We start from the raw sequence: 17,722 nt of genomic DNA, 5'->3' as shown, positions 1-17,722 counted from the left end.
GCTTGGCCGCGCTGCCAAAGCGTGAGACAAACAGACATGACGGCCATGAGCAACGAGACACGGCTGCGCGAAGACATTTGCCGCTTCGGACGGTCCCTGTTCGAGCGCGGGCTGACGCCCGGCTCCTCCGGCAATATCAGCGTCAGGCTGGACGGCGGCGGCTGGCTGGTGACGCCGACCAACGCCTCGCTCGGCTTTCTCGATCCCGCAAAACTGTCGCGGCTGGACGAGCAGGGCCGGCTGGTTTCGGGCGATGCGCCGACCAAGGAAGTTCCGCTGCACACTGCGCTCTACGCCACGCGCGGGAGCGCAAGGGCAATCGTGCATCTGCATTCTACCCACTCCGTCGCGCTGTCGATGCTCCCCGAGGTCAATCCGCGTGCCGTGCTGCCGCCGATGACGGCCTATTATCTGATGAAATGCGGCGCCACCGCGCTCGTGCCCTATTACCGCCCCGGCGATCCCGCGGTGGCTGACGCGATCAAGGGGCTGGCGGGGAAATATTCATCCGTCCTGCTCGCCAATCACGGCCCGGTGGTATCAGGCGACACGCTGGAGGCCGCGGTGTTCGCGACGGAGGAGCTGGAGGAGACGGCGAAGCTGTATCTGCTGCTGCGCGGGATGAACCCGCGCTATCTGTCGCCGGAGCAGGTGGAGGATCTGGTGAAAGTGTTCGGGGTGAAGCTGCCGGAGCATGGGCACGAGCACGGGCGCTCACCGCATACTCCGCCCTCATCCTGAGGCGCGAGCCTTGCGATGCAATGCATCGCAAGGTGAAGCCTCGAAGGATGGGCTACAGGCGCTCGCGGCCCTTCGAGGCGCGCGAAGGGCGCGCACCTCAGGATGACGGTAGAGATTAGTGGCAGTCTAGTTACAGCCCCAGATATGCCTTGCGCACATCCGGATTGCCTCTGATCTCGCTTGCTGCGCCCTGCATCAGCACGCGGCCGGTTTGCAGGATGTAGGCGCGGTCGGCGATCTCAAGGCACTCCGCCATGCGCTGCTCGACGATTAGCACGGTCATGCCGGCGTCGCGGATGCGCTTCACGGCCTGGAAGATTTCGTCGACCAGCTTCGGCATGATGCCCTGTGAAGGCTCGTCCAGCATCAGCAGCCGCGGGCGCGTCATCAACGCGCGGCCGATCGCGAGCATTTGCTGCTCGCCGCCGGAGAGCGTCTCGGCGCGCTGCTCGAGGCGTTCGGACAGGCGCGGGAACAGCTTGAAGACGAGATCGAGCGGACTCTCACGATCGGCCTCGCCACGATAGAGATAACTGCCGAGGCGCAGATTGTCGCGCACGGAGAGGCGCGGAAACAGGCGGCGGTTCTCCGGCACGTAGGCGATGCCGGTGGCCGTGATGTGGTGCTGCGCCATGCCGTCGAGCCGCTTGCCGTCAAACGTCACGGTGCCCGAGCGCGGGCGCTCGGCGCCGGCGATGGATTTCAGCAGCGTCGACTTGCCCGCGCCGTTGGCGCCGGCCACGCAGACGATCTCGCCCTTCTGGACTTCGATCGAGATCGCGGAGATCGCGACCAGGCCCTGATAGGCGGTCGTGACTTCACGCACCGACAGCATGACGATCTCCCAGATAAGCGCTGATCACCTTGGGATCGCGGACGACCTCGGTGGGCTTGCCCTCGACCAGCACCTTGCCGAGGTCGAGCACGATGGCGCGATCGACCAGCGGCATCACGATCTCCATGACATGCTCGACCATCAGCACGGTGATGCCGGCATCGCGCACCTTGCGCACCAGGGCGACACCGGTCTGCGCCTCGGTCGGCGTGAGGCCGGTGAGGACTTCGTCGAGCAGCAGCAGCTTCGGTTCGGTCGCCAGCGCACGGGCGACTTCGAGACGGCGCTTCTCGGCCGGCACGAGGTCGCTCGCCAGCACGTCGGCACGCGCGGCAAGGCCGGTGAACTCCAGCACCTCATACGCCTTGCGGCGCGCTACTCGCATCACGGTGTTACGCACGAGAGCACCGACGATGACGTTGTCGATGACAGTCATGGTCTCAAAGCTCTTGACCACCTGGAACGTGCGCCCGACGCCGCGCTGACAGCGCTCGGCCGCGGGCATCTTGGTGACGTCCTCGCCGTCGAACCAGATCGAGCCTTGAGTCGGCGGCAACACGCCGGCGATCAGATTGAACAGCGTCGACTTGCCGGCACCGTTGGGGCCGATCAGGCCCACGATCTCGCCGCGGCCGACCGAAATCGAGACGTCGCTGTTGGCGACGAGGCCGCCAAAACGTTGCCAGACGCCGCGGGTTTCAAGGAGCGCGGTCATCGCGAGGCTCCCTTCGCTTTAGAACGGGAGAACAGGCTGACCAGCCCCTGCGGCAGAGCCAGCGAGATCGCCACGATCAGCCCGCCATAGACGATCAGATCGACGCCGCGCCCGGAGCCGCCGATATAGGAGCGCGTCAGCTCCGTCATCGGGATCAGGATGGCCGCGCCAAGCACCGGGCCCCAGAGAGTACCGATGCCACCGAGCACGGCCGGCAGCGCCATCAGCAGCGAGAACTGGAAGCCCATGACGCTCTCAGGATCGATATAGGCGAGAAATTGCGCATAGTAGGCGCCGCCGATGGCAACGAGGAAAGCGGAGACGGCAGCCGCGCCCATCTTGGAGTTGAACACGACGACGCCAAGGCTTTCGGCCGCTTCCGGATTGTCCTTCACCGCGCGCCACCAAAAGCCCCATTTGGAGTCTTCCAGCCACCAGGTGACGAACCAGGCGAGGCTGCACAGCACCAGCGCGAAATAGAAGTACGGCAGCTTGCTGCGCATGAACTGGAATTTCAGCCAGCTGTCGCCGCGCACCTGAATGGTGATTCCCATCGCCGCCCCCGCCCATTCCCAGTTCTGGAACAGCAGCAGCCCGATCTCGGCGATGACGATGGTCGCGATCACGAAGTAATGGCCGCGCAGGCGGAAGAAGGGATAGCCGAGCCCCATCGCAATGAGGGCCGCAATCACGCCGCCGGCGAGCATGCCGAACCAGGGCAGCACGCCGAACTTGGTGAACAGGAGCTCGGTGGTGTAGGCGCCGATCCCGAAATAAAGCGCGTGTCCCAGCGAAATCTGCCCGCAATAGCCGGAAAGAATGTTCCAGCTCTGCGACATCGCCGCATACATCAAGGTCAGGATCAGGATGTTCTGGACGTAGACGTCCTTGATGAACAGCGGGGCGAGCGCTGCGAGCCCGGCCAGCACCGCGGCGATGATGAGGTCGCGGCGGCGCCGCACGGCAAAATTCTTGTCCATCACATCGACCCGAACAGGCCGCGCGGCCGGATGAAGACGACCAGCAGGTAGACTGCGTAGATGCCGACCGATTTCAGCGACGGCGGCAACACAAGAGCTGTGGTCGCTTCAACGAGGCCAACGATGATGCCGCCGGCGAAGGCGCCGAATACGCTGCCGAAGCCGCCGAGCGCCACCGTGACATAAGCGATCAGCGCAAAGGACGCGCCGACGTCGGGATAGATATAGAAGAAGCTTGCCATGATCGCTCCGGCGAGGCCGACCAGCGCGGCACCTAGTCCCCAGCCAAGCGCGAACACGCGGTTCTTGTCGATGCCGACGAGGGCCACCGCGCCAGGGTCTTCACGGGTGGCCTCCAGCGCGCGGCCGAAATCGGTCCGATGGATGAAGAAGTAGAGCCCGGCAAAGGCCAGGATCGAGACCAGCGCACCCATCAGCTGCGGTTCGGGCAGGAAGATGCCGGCAATTGAGATCGTCTTGCCGCCGAGCCAGGAATGCGGAACGCTGCGATAGTCCGGCGTGAAGAAGAACTGCGCGAGGCCGCGCATCACGATGGCGAGGCCAAAGGTCGAGAAGATCTGCACCATGCCGGCATTGGCCTTGGCCCGCATGGCAAAGCGCACGACCAATAGATAGACCACAGCTCCGAACACGAACAGCGCGGCAGCCACCAGCGGCGCCGACAGCAGGGGGTCGATCGCAAAGAACGTGAACAGGAAGAAGCTCACATACATCGCGATCATCAGGAACTCGCCATGGGCGAAGTTCACGACGTCCATCAGGCCGAAGATCAGCGCGAGGCCGACGGCGATCAGTCCGTAGAGCAGACCCATGAGAAGGCCGCTCGCGAGACTCTGGATAATGGTTTGGGCTGTCAAAAGTCCGTCCCCCGAATTACGCCCTCATCCTGAGGAGCGTGCTCCCGCGCGCGTCTCGAAGGATGGGCCCGCCCTCGTCCTTCGAGACGCGGGCTGCGCCCGCTCCTCCAGCGACAACGGCTTCGCCGTTGCGCAGGGATGAGGGCGGGAGCTACCGTCTGAGCTCCCGCTTTCCTACATCTTACTTCATCGGCCAGATCGCTTCAGCGATCGCGGCCTGCGGCGGGAAGATGGTGACGAACTTGCCGCCGACATATTGCAGCAGCACCGGGTCGGCATCATTGTTCTGGCCCATCTCGTCGAACTTGACGCGCTTCCAGGGCATGATTGTCCGCTCGCCCGGGATATCGGTGGCTGCCAGCGCGTCGCGGATCTTCTCGCCGTCGGTCGACTTGGCGCGGCTGATCGCATCCGCAAGGATGATCAGGCCCATGAACTGACGCGAGGTGAGATCGTTGAAATCCTTGCCCGACCGCGTCTTGAACATCTCGTTGATCTTGCCGACCATCGGGCGCTTCTGCGCCAGGTCGAGCGAGAAGGTGCCGCGCGAGATCACGCCTTCGAGCTTGTCGCCGACGGCGTCATAGAGCGCCTTCTCCGAGAAGCCGGCGTCCTGGGCCACGATCGCGTTCGGCTTGTAACCGAGCTCGGCCATGGTCTTGACCAGCAGGATACCGTCGGTGGTGTAGCTAGACGGCATCAGCACGTCGGCATTGGCGCTCTTGAGCTGCTGCACCTCGGCCGAGAGCGAGGGCGAGTTGGCGCGATACTTGATGTCGGTGACGATCTTGTAGCCGCGCTCGCCGGCGATCTTGGCCTGGGCGTTGCCGGAATCGGTGCCGAAGATGGTGTCCTCGTGGAACAGCGACAGCGTCTCGATCTTGGTGCCCTTCTTCTTCAAGGCATCGAAGAAGTCGAACATCGCGGCCGAATACATCTCGTCGTGCGGCGCGGCGCGGAAGTAATATTTCAGGCCGCGGCGATGCAGGCTGGGCGAGGAGTTGTCGGCGGAGACGAACGGGATCTGGTAGCGCTCGCAGATCTGGCTGACGGTGACGGCGACCGCGCTCTGATAGGTGCCGATGATGGCGGAGACTTTCTCCTGCGTGATCAGGCGCTCGGCTTCGGCGCGGCCCTTCTGCGGATCGGCCTGGTGATCGGCAAACACGAGGCGGACCTTTGCGCCGCCGAGACCCGGCAGGCCCTCACCCTTCGCCAGCGGCAGGTCGAAATCGGTGTCCTTGTTGATGACCTCGAGCGCGGTCTCATAGGCCTTCTGCGCGTCGACGCCCTGCTGGGCGCTGCCGCCCGAGAACGGATAGATCACGCCGATCACGACCTCGGAAGTCTGCGCGCGCGCTGCCAGCGGCACCAGCGCGGCTGTAGCGGTAGCTCCCAACAATACGTCGCGGCGAGTGATCGTCATGGCAAAGTCCCCTGTTACTGAATTTCGACTGATCGAATGAAACGATTGGTGGATGCGGTAAAGCCTGAAGAAGCAGCAAACGCTGCCCACTAAATCACGGCCAAGGTCCTGTTCTTGATATCCGTCACCAGCATCAGGCCGGGCGAATGCGTGATCGCGAACGGCACTTTCGCGGCGTTGATGACCGATTGCGGCGTCACGCCGCAGGCCCAGAACACCGGGATCTCATCGTCGGCAACCGGCACCGGATCGCCGTAATCGGGCTTGGCGATGTCCTTGATGCCGATCAGATGCGGATGGCCGAGATGCACGGGCGCGCCGTGCACGGCTGGATAGCGCGAGGTGATCTGCACCGCGCGGATCGCGTCCGCCGGCTTGAACGGACGCATCGACACCACCATGGGACCGGCGAAGGGACCGGACTCGCCGCAGGCGATGTTGGTGCGATACATCGGCACCCGCACATTGTGCTCGATGTGGCGGATCGGCATGCCCTCGTCGAGCAGCGCCTCTTCGAACGAGAAGGAGCAGCCGAGCGCGAAGGTCACGAGATCGTCGCGCCAATGCTTCTTCACATCGGTCGGCTCGTCGACCACCTCGCCGTCGCGCCAGACGCGATAGCGCGGCACGTCGGTGCGGATATCGAGATCGGCTCCGAGCGCCGGGATGTGCGGACTGCCGACCTCGGACATCCCGATGATCGGGCACGGCTTGGGATTGAGCTGGCAGAAGCGGTGAAAGGCACTGGCATATTCCGCCGGCAGGATCGCCAGATTGCCCTGGACGAAGCCGGGAGCCACGCCGGCGGTCGAGGCGACCAGACCCTCGCGGTAGGCAAGCCGCGCCTTGCGGCTCGGAAGCATGTCGGGCGTTTCAGTTTGCTGCACTGCCACCAAAACAGTCATGTGATCGACCTGCCTATAAACTCGACAAAGACAAGCCAACACCAAGCGTGCTATAAAGTCTAATCGTCGTTTCTAATCATTCTCGATAAATTCTGTTTATCGATCTGGAAAATCCTTCCAATGCTGGACTTCAGGTCGATCGAGACGTTCCTCTGGGTTGTGAAACTCGGCAGCTTCCGCGGCGCCGCAGCAAGGCTCAACACGACCCAGCCGGCGATCTCCCAGCGAATTGCCCAGCTCGAGCGCGAGATGGGCGTGAAGCTCCTCAACCGCGATCACCGCGTGGCTTCGCCGACGCCGAGCGGCCGGCAGATGATGGTGTATGCGGAAAAACTGATCGGCCTGCGCGCCCAGATGTTGGCCGAGGTCGGCGACCGCTCGGCGATGCGCGGTGTGATGCGTCTCGGCGTTGCCGAAACCATCGTGCACACCTGGCTGCCCCGCCTCGTGAAGAGCATGAACGGGGTCTATCCGAACCTCTCGCTGGAGATCGAGGTCGACATCACGCCGAACCTCACCGCGCGCCTGCTTGCGCAAGAGATCGAGCTTGCCTTCGTCGTCGGTCCGCTCTCGGCCTCCGGGGTGCACAATCGCGTCCTCGCCGACTATCCGATCGGCTTTCTCGCCAGCCCCTCGCTCGGCCTCGGCCATGGACCGGTAACGCGGGCTGAGCTGGCGCGGTTTCCGATCATCACCTTTCCGCGCAAGACGCGGCCTTATGAGGTCGTGCGCGAAGTGTTCGACCGGCCGGAGCTGCCGCCGATCCGGCTGCACGCCTCCGCCTCGCTCGCGACCGTCATCCACATGGCGGTCGAGGGCCTCGGCATCGCCGTGATTCCCGACGCCATCGTCGAGGGCGAGCTTGCAGACGGGCGGCTGCAACTGCTCGACACCGATCTCGAAATCGCGCCGCTGACATTCACCGCGAGCTGGCTCGCCTCGCCCGACGTCGTGGCGGTGGAGCGCGTCGCAGAGCTTGCATGTCAGATTGCAGAGCAGCCTCGCAGTTGACGCGCCCGCGCCGGCGCGTCATTGAAGCAGGCGCCGGACAAATGAGAGACTGACCGCATGAGCCGAGCCGCCACCAATTTGCAAATCGATTCCGTCCGCCTTTGGGGCTCCATCCACGAGACCGCGCAGTTCGGCGCGACGGCCAAGGGCGGCGTGCGGCGGCTGACGCTGAGCGCGGAGGACAAGCAGGTGCGCGACTGGTTCCGCAAGGCCTGCGAGGACGCCGGCCTAGAGGTGCACACCGATGCGCTCGGCTCGCAGTTCGGCCTGCGCAAGGGCCGCGACATGTCGAAGCTGCCCGTCGGCATCGGCTCGCATCTCGACACCCAGCCTACCGGCGGCAAGTATGACGGCATTCTGGGAACGCTCGGCGCGCTCGAAGTGATCCGTACGCTGAACGACGCCGGCATCGAGACCGAGGCGCCGATCTGCGTCGTCAACTGGACCAATGAAGAGGGCTCGCGCTTCGCCCCCGCGATGATGGCCTCCGCAGCCTATGTCGGCGACTTCACCACTGATGACATCCTGTCGCGCAAGGACGTCGAAGGCGTCACTGTCGGGCAGGCACTCGACGGCATCGGCTATCGCGGCGACAAGCCGGTCGGCTTTCAGAAGCTCGGCTGCTTCGTCGAGTTGCACATCGAGCAGGGTCCGATCCTTGAGGCTGAGAGCAAGACCATCGGCGTGGTCGATTCCGGCCAGGGCGTGCTCTGGTACGACGGCAAGATTACCGGCTTCGAGAGCCATGCCGGATCGACGCCGATGCCGTTGCGGCGCGATGCACTCGCCACGCTCTCCGAGATCGTGCTGGCAATGGAGGCCATCGCCAGCAAGCACGGGCCGAAAGCTGTCGGCACCATCGGCGAGGCCGTGATCGCAAACCCCTCGCGCAATGTCATTCCCGGCGAGATCGCCTTCACCATGGATTGCCGCAGCGCCGATGGCGCGATCATGGACGCGCTCGATCGCGATTTGCGCGCTGCCATCGCCGAGATCGCCACGCGCCGCAAGGTCGAGGTCAAGATCGACCTCGTCTGGCGCAAGCCGCCGACGCATTTCGATCCGAAGCTGATTGCAGCGGTGGAGAACGCAGCGAAGACCCTCGGCTATTCCTCTCGCCGCATCACCTCGGGCGCCGGCCACGACGCCTGCAACCTCAATACCGTCATGCCGGCGGCGATGGTGTTCGTGCCCTGCAAGGACGGCATTAGCCACAACGAGCTGGAGGACGCCACGCAGCCCGACTGCGCGGCCGGCACCAACGTATTGATGCACACCGTGCTGGCGATCGCCGGCGTCGCGTCCTGACCGGAGAAAACCATGCGCGGAGTTTTCGTCGACGCCAATGAAGCTCTCGCCGTGATCATGGAGCGGCTGGAGCAACCGGGCGATCCCAAGGTGCGTATCCACAGGGATCCCGACATCAAACCCGAGCAATACCCTGAGATCCTCGACGGCGCCGAGATCGCGATCGTCGATCACACCGCGCTGCCGACCGAGGTCGCGAAGAAGTGCGCAGGGCTGAAGCACGTGGTGTTCCTCGGCACCGGTGCGCGCAGCTACATGAATCCGGAAGAGCTCGCCGAGCTCGGCATCTCCGTGCACCTGATCAAGGGCTATGGTGACACGGCGGTCGCAGAATCCGCGATCGCGCTGATGTGGGCCTCGGCCCGCGTCATCGCGGTGATGGATCGCGAGATGCGCGGCGGCAACTGGCTGCGCGAGGATGGCATGCAGCTCACCGGCAAGACGCTCGGCCTGATCGGTTTCGGCGGCATCGCCGCCGAGGTCGCACGCATTGCCTCGGGCAGCGGCATGAAGGTGATTGCCTGGAACCGCTCGCCCAAGAGCCATCCGGGCGTCGAATTCACCGATCTCGACAAATTGCTGGCGCGAGCCGATGTCGTGTCGCTGCATCTGCTGCTCAACGACGAGACCCGCGGCATGATCACCCGCGAGAAGATCGCGAAGATGAAGCCGGGCGTCATCCTCATCAACACCGCCCGCGCCGCCGTCATCGACGAGACCGCCATGATCGACGGGCTGAAGTCGGGCCACATCCGCCATGCCGGCCTCGATGTTTTCAATATCGAACCCCTGCCCGGCGATCATCCGCTGACGAAGATTCCGAATGTGACGCTGTCGGCGCATTCGGCCTTCCGCACGCCGGAAGCAAGTGAGAACCTGATCGAAGCGGCGTGGGTCCACTGCCGCCGGATCGTGAAAGGATAAGAGCAATAACAATGGCCGACTATCGCACCATCAAGGCACAGCCGCTCACCAACGTCGTCCGCGCCATTGTCAAGGCCGGCGGCTCCACGGACCGCGAGGCCGAGCTCGTATCCACGAACCTCGTCGAGGCCAACCTCAGGGGACATGACTCGCACGGCGTCGGCATGATCCCGCGCTACGTCCAGAGCGTCACCACGGGCGGCCTCGCCGTGAACCAGCACGTCAAGATCGTGCTCGATACTGGTCCGCTTCTCACCCTCGACGGCCTCACCGGCTACGGCCAGGTGATCGGCCATGAAGCGATGGAACTGGCGGCCGAGCGCGCCAAGCGCAACGGCGTGTGTCTCGTCGGCCTGTCGAACTCGCACCACATCGGCCGCATTGGCCACTGGGCCGAGCAGTGCATCGACCACGGACTGGTATCGATTCACTTCGTTAACGTGATCTCGCGCCCGATCGTGGCGCCCTGGGGCGGCAGCGATGCGCGCCACGGCACCAACCCCTTCTGCGTCGGCATCCCGCGCAGGGGCAAGGAGCCGATCGTGCTCGACTTCGCCACCAGCAGGATCGCGCAGGGCAAGACCCGTGTCGCCCACAACAAGGGCGTCGAGCTCGAACCCGGCACCATCATCGACAATGAAGGCAAGCCCACCACTAATCCGCGCTACACCGTGATCCCGCCGCACGGCGCCATCCTGCCGTTCGGCGAGCACAAGGGTTCGGGGCTCGCGCTGGTGTGCGAAATCCTCGGCGGCGCGCTCTCCGGCGGGCAGGTGGTCAAGGGCCCGTCCGACGGCAAGCACAACGTCCTCAACGGCATGCTCTCGATCATCATCGACCCGGGCAAGCTCGGCACCGGCGAGAACCTGGCGCGCGAGGTCGAGGGCTTCGTCGCCTGGCATACCGGCTCACCGCCCGCCCCCGGCGTCGGCAAGGTGAAGATCGCCGGCGAGCCCGAGCGCGAGACGAAGAAGAAGCGTCTGGCGGAAGGTATTCCGGTTGATCCGACCACCTGGCAGGAGATTCTGGAAGCCGGGAAGAAGTTTGGGCTGGATCAGGCGGCGATCGAAAAGATCGCGGGGTAGCTCTATGTCGTCCCGGCGAAGGCCGGGACGGCCACCCCGCGGTTAGCGGATCAAACTAATCCACCATCTCCGCGACTGCCTTGCCGCAAGCCGTGGTGTCAGCATTGCCGCCCAGGTCCTTGGTGCGGAGCGTGCGCTCGGCCAGCGTGCGCTCGATCGCATCTACGATCGACTTGCCGGCTTCCTTCTCGCCGAGATGCTCGAGCATCATCGCGCCCGACCAGATCGCACCGATCGGGTTCGCAATTCCCTGCCCCGCGATATCTGGCGCCGAGCCGTGCACCGGCTCGAACACCGACGGGAAATTGCCCTCGGGGTTGATGTTGCCCGACGGCGCGATGCCGATGGTGCCGGTGCAGGCCGGGCCGAGATCGGACAGGATGTCGCCGAACAAGTTCGAGCCGACCACGACGTCGAACCAGTCCGGATGCAGCACGAAGTTCGCCGTCAAAATGTCGATGTGGTACTTGTCCCATTTCACGCCCGGAAACTTCTTGGCCATCGCCTCCACGCGCTCGTCCCAATAGGGCATGGTGATGGAGATGCCGTTCGACTTGGTCGCCGAGGTCAGGTGCTTCTTCGGCCGCGACTGCGCGAGCTCGAAGGCGAATTTCAGGATGCGATCGACGCCGATGCGGGTCATCACCGTCTGCTGCGTCACGAACTCGCGGTCGGTGTCCGGGAACATGCGGCCGCCGACGGACGAATATTCGCCCTCGGTATTCTCGCGCACCACCCAGAAATCGATCTCGCCTGGCTTGCGGTTTGCCAGCGGCGACGGCACGCCCGGCATCAGCCGCACCGGACGCAAATTCACATACTGATCGAACTCGCGGCGGAATTTGATCAGTGAACCCCACAGCGAGACGTGATCCGGAATCTTGGCCGGCCAGCCAACCGCACCGAAGTAGATGGCATCGTGCTTGCCGATCTTGTGCTTCCAATCGTCCGGCATCATCTGGCCGTGCTTCTCGTAATAGTCCCAGGACGAGAAGTCGAAATGATCGAAATGAAGAGACACCCCGTGCTTCTTCGCTGCGGTCTCCAGAACGCGCAGACCCTCCGGCATCACTTCCTTGCCGATGCCGTCACCGGGAATGACCGCGATCCGGTATTGTTTCTTGCTCATCGAGAACGTCCTTGATTGGTCCGGCAGCCGCCGCCTTTTTGACCGCACTGCAATGGACCAAACGCGGCGGCAGTGCAACGCTGCACTGCAATGTTGACCATGGCGCGGCCAACCGCCTACTGATTTCATCCTGTTCTCACCGAGCGAGTAACTTCCATGGATCTGCATCTGCGTGGCAAACGCGTCCTGATCACGGGTGCGTCCAAGGGCATCGGCGCAGCCGCCGCCGAGGCCTTTGCCGAGGAAGGCTGCCATCTCCTCCTCGCCGCCCGCAATGGCGATCAGCTCAAGGCGCTGACCGAGCGCCTGCGCTCCGCCCATCAGATCGATGCCGCGACGAGCATTGTCGATCTGCGCAAGACTGAGGATTTGGCGCGGCTGGCGAAGGAGGCCGCCGACATCGACGTGCTCGTCAACAATGCAGGCGACATCCCCGGCGGCTCCATCGACAAGATCGACGAGGCGACCTGGCGGCACGCCTGGGAATTGAAAGTGTTCGGCTACATCAACCTCACGCGCATGATTTACGCGCAGATGAAGGCAAAGGGCGGCGGCGTGATCGTCAACGACATCGGCGCGGCCGGCGAGAAGTTCGACGCCAACTACATTTGCGGCAGCGCCGGCAATGCCGCGCTGATGGCCTTCACCCGCGCGCTCGGGGGCAAGAGCCTCGCCGACAACATCCGCGTGGTCGGCATCAATCCCGGCCCGGTCGGCACCGACCGTCACGTCACCCTGCTGAAGACGCGGGCAAAGCACCAGTTCGGCGACGAGAGCCGCTACAAGGAATTCCAGAAGAGCCTGCCGCTCGGCAGGCCGGCGCATGCCCGCGAAATCGGCGACCTCATGGCGTTCCTGGCGTCGGATCGCGCCGGCTATACATCGGGCGTCATCTATACGGTGGATGGCGGCATCAGCGCGGGATGGGGTTGAGTTTTTCTGTCATTGCGAGCGACGCGAAGCAATCCAGAATCTTTCCGCAGACAGACTGGATTGCTTCGCTGCGCTCGCAATGACGGTTCAATAAGCACAGGAGTAAAATAATTGTCTCAGGATCTGATCCGCGAAACCGCCTGCGTCGTCGTCGACAAGCTGCGATCCGGCGAGGTCTCGCCGCTGGAGCTGCTGGATGCGCTGGAGAAGCGCATCGGTGAAGTCGACGGCAAGGTCAATGCGCTGCCGACGCTGTGCTTCGATCGCGCGCGGGATAGCGCCAAGGCGCTGATGCAGAAGCCGGCCGGCGCGCGCGGATTGCTCGCAGGCCTGCCGGTGCCGATCAAGGACCTGACCGATGTTGCAGGCGTGCTGAACACCCAGGGCTCGCCGATCTACAAAAACAATATCCCAGCGAAGTCCGACCTCATGGTCGAGAACCTCGAAGCCAATGGTGCGGTCGTCTACGCCAAGTCCAACACGCCGGAATTCGGTGCCGGCGCCAACACCTTCAACGAGGTATTCGGCGCGACCCTCAACCCCTGGGACATTTCGAAATCCGCCGCCGGCTCCTCCGGCGGCGCGGCGGTGGCGCTCGCGACCGGCATGGCCTGGCTCGCACAGGGCTCGGACATGGGCGGCAGCTTGCGCAGCCCCGCGAGCTTCTGCGGGATCGTCGGCATGCGACCGAGCATCGGCCGCGTCGCGCACACGCCGAAAGCGGGCATCGACCGCAATCTCGGCGTGCAGGGCCCGATGGCACGCAATGTCGAAGACCTCGCGCTGCTCCTGGATGCTATGAGCGGCGATTATGCCGCCGACCCGCTGTCGCTGCCGGCGCCCGCGACCTCGTTCCTGACGGCCGCGCGGTCGGGCAAAAAGCCGAAGCGCATCGCCTACTCCGCTGATCTCGGCATCACCCCGGTCGACCCCGAAGTCAAGGCGCTCACGCGCAAGGCGGCGGAACGCTTTGCCGAAGCCGGTGCCATCGTCGAGGAGGCGCATCCGGATTGGCGCGAGGCGCATGAGTGCTTCCACGTGCTCCGCGCGTTCGACTTCGCGATCAGCAAGGCGCAGCTGCTCCGCACCAAGCGCGACCTGCTCAAGCCCGAGGTGATCTGGAACATCGAGGAAGGTCTCAAGCTCACCGTCGAGCAGCTCGAGCGCGCCGAAGCTCAGCGCGTCGGCATGACCGCCCGTGCGGTCGAGTTCTTCCAGACCTACGATCTGCTGCTGGTACCGACCACGATCGTGCCGCCGTTCCCGATCGAGAACCGCTACGTCGCCGAATGCGCGGGCAAGAGGTTCGACAATTACGTCGAATGGCTCGGCATCGTCTACGCCATCACGCTCGCTTGCTGCCCGGCGTTGTCGCTGCCGTGCGGCTTCACGGCGTCGGGCCTGCCGGTTGGTGTGCAGGTGGTCGGCGCGCCCCGGAGCGACGCTGACGTGCTCGCGGGCGCGAAGGTGCTGGAGGATATTCTGGGTCTGCGGGGCACGACGCCGATTGATCCAAAAGTGAAGAAGTAACTTCTCGAGCCCCGGACGAGCGGCAGCGCTGACGCGTTGCACCTCGTCCGGGGCACGAGATATCTAGCCCGCGCGCGTCGCCTCCAAACTCCGGCTATACCGCGACATCGCGAAGCAGAAGACGAAATAGATGGCGGCGACGAAGATGTAGACTTCGACGGAGAATTGCTGCCACGCGGGATCGATGATCGCGGTCTTCGCCGTCGTCAGCAGGTCGAAGATACCGATGATCAGGACGAGGCTGGTGTCCTTGAAGAAGGCGATGAAGGTGTTGACCAGCGGCGGGATGACGTGGCGGATCGCCTGCGGCAGGACGATCAGCCGGTTCTTGCGCCAATAGGACAACCCCAGCGCATCAGCGGCCTCATACTGTCCGCTCGGCACGGCCTGAAGGCCGCCGCGGATGACTTCGGCAAGATAGGCACCGGCGAACAGGATGATCGCGATCTGCGCGCGCAAGAGCTTGTCGATGTTGAATCCGGCAGGCATGAACAGCGGAAACATCACGCTCGCCATGAACAACAGACTGACCAGCGGCACGCCGCGGATCAGCTCGACATAGAGCACGCTGAGCGAGCGGATTGCCGGCAGCTTCGAACGACGGCCGAGGGCAACCAGGATGCCGAGCGGGAAGCCGAACGCGAGACCGAACGTCGCCAGGATCAGCGTCACCGGCAAGCCGCCCCAACGGTCCTGCGAGACGAACGACAAACCGAACACGCCGCCCCACATCAGCACGCTGATCAGCGCCAGCGCTCCGATCCAGAGATAGGCCAGTTCGCGCCGCCATAAGGCGCGGCGGGTGGAGAGATAGAACAGGGCGATGAAGAGCAGCACCGCCAGCGCCGGCCGCCACTGCTGGTCGAACGGATAGGTGCCAAACAGGATGAAGCGGTACTTTTCGGGTATGATCGCCCAGCACGCACCGACGCCGCGCACTGCGCGGCAGGCACTGGAATCGTTCGCCGGCGTCAACCAGACTGCGTTCGCGATTCCCCACAGCACTAAGCTGAAGACACCCTTGGCGAGCACCGCCAGCAGCACGACTGAGAGGATGCCGTTCGGAATCGACGAGAACAAATTGGTGCGCAGCCAGCGCAGCACCGGGTTGCCGATTTGCGGGCGACGGGCGGCGCGCGGTGCTTCCGGAATGTCGGCGATCGCCGTCATGATCAGCGCTCCACCAGCGCGATGCGCGAATTGTACCAGTTCATGAAAAAGCTGATGCCGAGGCTGATGGTGAGGAACACCGCCATGATCAAAGCAATCGCCTCGATCGCCTGGCCCGTCTGGTTCAGCGTGGTGTTGGCGATCGAGACCACGTCCTGATAGCCGATCGCCACCGCGAGCGAAGAGTTCTTGGTCAGGTTGAGGTACTGGCTCGTCATCGGCGGCACGATCACGCGCAACGCCTGCGGCAGGATGATCTGCCGCAGCATGAAGCTGCGGCGGAGACCCAGCGCATTGGCGGCATCCCACTGGCCGCGCGGCACCGACTGGATGCCGCTGCGCACGATCTCGGCGATGAAGGCCGAGGTATAAGTGACGAGCGCGATCACGAGCGCAAAATATTCCGGCGCGAGCGTCAGTCCACCGACGAAGTTGAAGCCGCGCAACTCGGGCCATTCGATGATCCAGGATACGCCGAGCAGTGCGGACACGAGCGCCGGCAGCACGACAATGAAGCCAAGCGCGAAAGGCCAGGCCGACCGTGGCTTGCCGTCGCGCATCTGCTGTGAGATCAGCCGTCGCTGGATGACATAGAACACGACAAGCCCCAGCACTGCTGTGCCGAGCACCCAAAGCTGCGGCGTCCCAGTTGGAATCGCCGGCAGGATCAAGCCCCGATTGGAGAGGAACACGCCCTCGATCGGCCGAAACGCCGCGCGTGCGGCCGGCAGTGCCTGCATCAGCACATACCAGAACAAAAGCTGGAGCAGCAGCGGGATGTCGCGGAGCGTTTCCACATAGACGGCGGCAAGCCGCGACACCAACCAGTTCGCGGACAAGCGCGAGATACCGATCAGCGTACCCAAAATGGTTGCGAGCACGATGCCAATTACGGCAACGCGCAAGGTGTTGGCGATGCCGACGACGAAGGCCCAGAGATATGAGTCTCTTGGATTGTAGGCGAGCAGGCTGTCGGCGATGGGCATGCCAGCCTCACGGCCGAGGAACGCAAATCCGGTCGTGATGCGGCGCGCGGAGAGATTAGTGACCGTGTTGGACCAGAGGAAGACGATGACCGCGACCGCGATCCCGACCACCAGGACCTGCCAGAACAGGCCTTTCAGCTCGCGTTGCCCGAAAGCGCCGAACAAGCGGCGGCGCGGCGGCGGTCTCGGAGCGTCTGACGTCACAGCACAAAAATCCTTCTCAAGACGGGCGATTTCCGGCGGCGCACGTCAACTGTTGCACCAAACTCTACTTCGTGCAACAAATGTTTCATGGCCGAGCCCGCGAAATCCTCGCCGTTGAGCGAACTGCGCATTGCGTTGCCGTCGCTCCCGATGCGGTTGCAGGAGGTCGGGCGTTTCGTCGCGGCCAATGATTACGACGCCACCACGCGTTCGATGCGCGATCTCGCAGCGGTTGCCGGCGCCGATCCGGCCGCGTTCACGCGGCTTGCGAAAGCGATCGGCTATTCGGGCTGGGACGAATTGCGCGCGGCGCTGACCGAGGCGCGGCGGCCCTCGCAGATCGCGCCCTTCTCCGGCCGCGCCAAGAGCCGCCGTCACGGCCCGAACGCCGATGTCGCGCTCGTCACCGACAAGCTCGAGGCCGAGGCCGCTGGCCTTCCGCGCATTCGGGCCCAGCCGATCGCGGAAGCGGCCTGCGCACTTCACGACGCCAAGCGGATCTGGATCACAGGCTACCGGAGCTGCCGCAGCGTCGCGGAGCTGCTGAATTACGAGCTCCGGCTGTTTCGTCCCGAACAGGTGCAACTCGTCGGTGCGTCGGGCCCCGACGATCTCGACCTCGGCGCGTTCCGGCCCGGCGAAGCCGTCATCGTCATCGGCTTCATGCCCTATACACATGCGAGCGTCCGGGTCGCGCAGGCCGCCTATCGTGCCGGCGCGAGCCTGATCGCGATCGCGGATAGCCCATCGGCGCCGATGGCCGAAGGCGCCGACCACGTGCTGCTGTTCGAGGCGGCCTCCTCTCCCGGCTTTTTCCCGAGCCTCACCGGTGCCATTGCGATCGCGCAATCGCTCGCTGCCGTGACATTTTCGCTCGGCGGCGCGGCCGCAAAGAAGCGCCTGGAAAATACCGAGGCGCGACTGGCCGCGGCCTCCACTTACGTTCCAGAGAAAGGTTGACC

Annotated in this window: 17 protein-coding genes; 8 read left to right on the top strand and 9 right to left on the bottom strand. The window is 64.2% G+C overall.

What is annotated here, in order from left to right; translation table 11 throughout:
- The first annotated feature begins 36 nt into the window (after nt 1–36).
- The gene (locus tag IVA74_RS28435) at nt 37–741 is read left to right on the top strand and encodes an aldolase (RefSeq protein ID WP_247349761.1); all 705 of its coding nucleotides are present in this window, start codon (nt 37–39) and stop codon (nt 739–741) included.
- Nucleotides 742–871: 130 nt separating this feature from the next.
- Here the strand turns inward: IVA74_RS28435 and IVA74_RS28430 are convergent, their stop codons facing one another.
- The 6 genes from IVA74_RS28430 to IVA74_RS28405 all read right to left on the bottom strand — a co-directional run bounded on the left by IVA74_RS28430 (nt 872) and on the right by IVA74_RS28405 (nt 6,480).
- Entirely contained in the window at nt 872–1,576 is a 705-nt protein-coding gene (locus IVA74_RS28430) for an ABC transporter ATP-binding protein (RefSeq protein ID WP_247349760.1), read from the bottom strand.
- Entirely contained in the window at nt 1,560–2,291 is a 732-nt protein-coding gene (locus tag IVA74_RS28425; protein ID WP_247349759.1) for an ABC transporter ATP-binding protein, read from the bottom strand. Before IVA74_RS28425 ends, IVA74_RS28430 begins: the two co-directional genes overlap by 17 nt.
- Complete coding sequence (locus IVA74_RS28420; protein WP_247349758.1) at nt 2,288–3,271, bottom strand: branched-chain amino acid ABC transporter permease; 984 nt, start codon at nt 3,269–3,271, stop codon at nt 2,288–2,290. The genes IVA74_RS28425 and IVA74_RS28420 overlap by 4 nt, the downstream gene beginning before the upstream one ends.
- A complete protein-coding gene (locus IVA74_RS28415; RefSeq protein ID WP_247350242.1) occupies nt 3,271–4,104 on the bottom strand; it encodes a branched-chain amino acid ABC transporter permease in 834 nt (277 codons plus the stop codon). The genes IVA74_RS28420 and IVA74_RS28415 overlap by 1 nt, the downstream gene beginning before the upstream one ends.
- Nucleotides 4,105–4,330: 226 nt before the next feature.
- Nucleotides 4,331–5,575 (bottom strand): ABC transporter substrate-binding protein, encoded by a 1,245-nt coding sequence (locus tag IVA74_RS28410; protein ID WP_247349757.1) that lies wholly within the window; start codon nt 5,573–5,575, stop codon nt 4,331–4,333.
- Nucleotides 5,576–5,664: 89 nt separating this feature from the next.
- Complete coding sequence (locus IVA74_RS28405) at nt 5,665–6,480, bottom strand: putative hydro-lyase (RefSeq protein ID WP_247349756.1); 816 nt, start codon at nt 6,478–6,480, stop codon at nt 5,665–5,667.
- 120 nt (nt 6,481–6,600) lie between these two features.
- Between IVA74_RS28405 and IVA74_RS28400 the strand changes: the two genes are divergently transcribed.
- From IVA74_RS28400 to IVA74_RS28385, 4 genes are read left to right on the top strand one after another with little or no spacing between them, the layout of a single operon-like run.
- Nucleotides 6,601–7,491, top strand: a complete 891-nt coding sequence (locus tag IVA74_RS28400) for a LysR family transcriptional regulator (RefSeq protein WP_247349754.1) — start codon at nt 6,601–6,603, stop codon at nt 7,489–7,491.
- Between the two features lie 57 nt (nt 7,492–7,548).
- Nucleotides 7,549–8,799, top strand: a complete 1,251-nt coding sequence (locus IVA74_RS28395) for a Zn-dependent hydrolase (RefSeq protein ID WP_247349753.1) — start codon at nt 7,549–7,551, stop codon at nt 8,797–8,799.
- Between the two features lie 12 nt (nt 8,800–8,811).
- Nucleotides 8,812–9,723: an NAD(P)-dependent oxidoreductase gene (locus IVA74_RS28390; RefSeq protein ID WP_247349752.1), complete on the top strand. Its 912-nt coding sequence runs from the start codon at nt 8,812–8,814 to the stop codon at nt 9,721–9,723.
- An 11-nt stretch (nt 9,724–9,734) separates the two neighbouring features.
- Entirely contained in the window at nt 9,735–10,808 is a 1,074-nt protein-coding gene (locus IVA74_RS28385; protein WP_247349751.1) for a malate/lactate/ureidoglycolate dehydrogenase, read from the top strand.
- Between the two features lie 55 nt (nt 10,809–10,863).
- On the opposite strand, the gene IVA74_RS28380 is transcribed toward IVA74_RS28385, so the two are convergent.
- Nucleotides 10,864–11,937, bottom strand: a complete 1,074-nt coding sequence (locus tag IVA74_RS28380; RefSeq protein ID WP_247349750.1) for a tartrate dehydrogenase — start codon at nt 11,935–11,937, stop codon at nt 10,864–10,866.
- Nucleotides 11,938–12,093: 156 nt separating this feature from the next.
- On the opposite strand from IVA74_RS28380, the gene IVA74_RS28375 reads away from it, so the two are divergent.
- On the top strand, nt 12,094–12,870 hold the full coding sequence (locus IVA74_RS28375; RefSeq protein WP_247349749.1) for an SDR family oxidoreductase: 777 nt from the start codon (nt 12,094–12,096) through the stop codon (nt 12,868–12,870).
- Nucleotides 12,871–12,981: 111 nt separating this feature from the next.
- On the top strand, nt 12,982–14,400 hold the full coding sequence (locus IVA74_RS28370; protein ID WP_247349748.1) for an amidase family protein: 1,419 nt from the start codon (nt 12,982–12,984) through the stop codon (nt 14,398–14,400).
- A gap of 63 nt (nt 14,401–14,463) precedes the next feature.
- On the opposite strand, the gene IVA74_RS28365 is transcribed toward IVA74_RS28370, so the two are convergent.
- Nucleotides 14,464–15,570, bottom strand: a complete 1,107-nt coding sequence (locus tag IVA74_RS28365) for an amino acid ABC transporter permease (protein WP_247349747.1) — start codon at nt 15,568–15,570, stop codon at nt 14,464–14,466.
- Between the two features lie 2 nt (nt 15,571–15,572).
- Nucleotides 15,573–16,760, bottom strand: a complete 1,188-nt coding sequence (locus IVA74_RS28360) for an ABC transporter permease subunit (RefSeq protein ID WP_247349746.1) — start codon at nt 16,758–16,760, stop codon at nt 15,573–15,575.
- 87 nt (nt 16,761–16,847) lie between these two features.
- Here IVA74_RS28360 and IVA74_RS28355 point away from each other — a divergent pair, with 87 nt between their 5' ends.
- Nucleotides 16,848–17,720 (top strand): MurR/RpiR family transcriptional regulator, encoded by an 873-nt coding sequence (locus tag IVA74_RS28355; RefSeq protein ID WP_247349745.1) that lies wholly within the window; start codon nt 16,848–16,850, stop codon nt 17,718–17,720.
- Nucleotides 17,721–17,722 lie beyond the last annotated feature (2 nt).

Origin of the sequence: Bradyrhizobium sp. 132, from assembly GCF_023074185.1 — a bacterium.
Lineage (GTDB): Bacteria > Pseudomonadota > Alphaproteobacteria > Rhizobiales > Xanthobacteraceae > Bradyrhizobium.
The sequence above is the reverse complement of the archived record's forward strand: the minus strand, read 5'-3'. Positions and strand labels throughout refer to the sequence as shown.

Bases quoted from the DNA above. Each gene is read 5' to 3' on its own strand.
- IVA74_RS28410 (WP_247349757.1), bottom strand. From the start codon at position 5,575: ATGACGATCACTCGCCGCGACGTATTGTTGGGAGCTACCGCTACAGCC.
- IVA74_RS28385 (WP_247349751.1), top strand. From the start codon at position 9,735: ATGGCCGACTATCGCACCATCAAGGCACAGCCGCTCACCAACGTCGTC.
- IVA74_RS28355 (WP_247349745.1), top strand. From the start codon at position 16,848: ATGGCCGAGCCCGCGAAATCCTCGCCGTTGAGCGAACTGCGCATTGCG.
- IVA74_RS28435 (WP_247349761.1), top strand. From the start codon at position 37: ATGACGGCCATGAGCAACGAGACACGGCTGCGCGAAGACATTTGCCGC.
- IVA74_RS28400 (WP_247349754.1), top strand. From the start codon at position 6,601: ATGCTGGACTTCAGGTCGATCGAGACGTTCCTCTGGGTTGTGAAACTC.
- IVA74_RS28390 (WP_247349752.1), top strand. From the start codon at position 8,812: ATGCGCGGAGTTTTCGTCGACGCCAATGAAGCTCTCGCCGTGATCATG.
- IVA74_RS28375 (WP_247349749.1), top strand. From the start codon at position 12,094: ATGGATCTGCATCTGCGTGGCAAACGCGTCCTGATCACGGGTGCGTCC.
- IVA74_RS28380 (WP_247349750.1), bottom strand. From the start codon at position 11,937: ATGAGCAAGAAACAATACCGGATCGCGGTCATTCCCGGTGACGGCATC.
- IVA74_RS28415 (WP_247350242.1), bottom strand. From the start codon at position 4,104: ATGGGTCTGCTCTACGGACTGATCGCCGTCGGCCTCGCGCTGATCTTC.
- IVA74_RS28420 (WP_247349758.1), bottom strand. From the start codon at position 3,271: ATGGACAAGAATTTTGCCGTGCGGCGCCGCCGCGACCTCATCATCGCC.
- IVA74_RS28395 (WP_247349753.1), top strand. From the start codon at position 7,549: ATGAGCCGAGCCGCCACCAATTTGCAAATCGATTCCGTCCGCCTTTGG.
- IVA74_RS28405 (WP_247349756.1), bottom strand. From the start codon at position 6,480: ATGACTGTTTTGGTGGCAGTGCAGCAAACTGAAACGCCCGACATGCTT.
- IVA74_RS28425 (WP_247349759.1), bottom strand. From the start codon at position 2,291: ATGACCGCGCTCCTTGAAACCCGCGGCGTCTGGCAACGTTTTGGCGGC.
- IVA74_RS28365 (WP_247349747.1), bottom strand. From the start codon at position 15,570: ATGACGGCGATCGCCGACATTCCGGAAGCACCGCGCGCCGCCCGTCGC.
- IVA74_RS28430 (WP_247349760.1), bottom strand. From the start codon at position 1,576: ATGCTGTCGGTGCGTGAAGTCACGACCGCCTATCAGGGCCTGGTCGCG.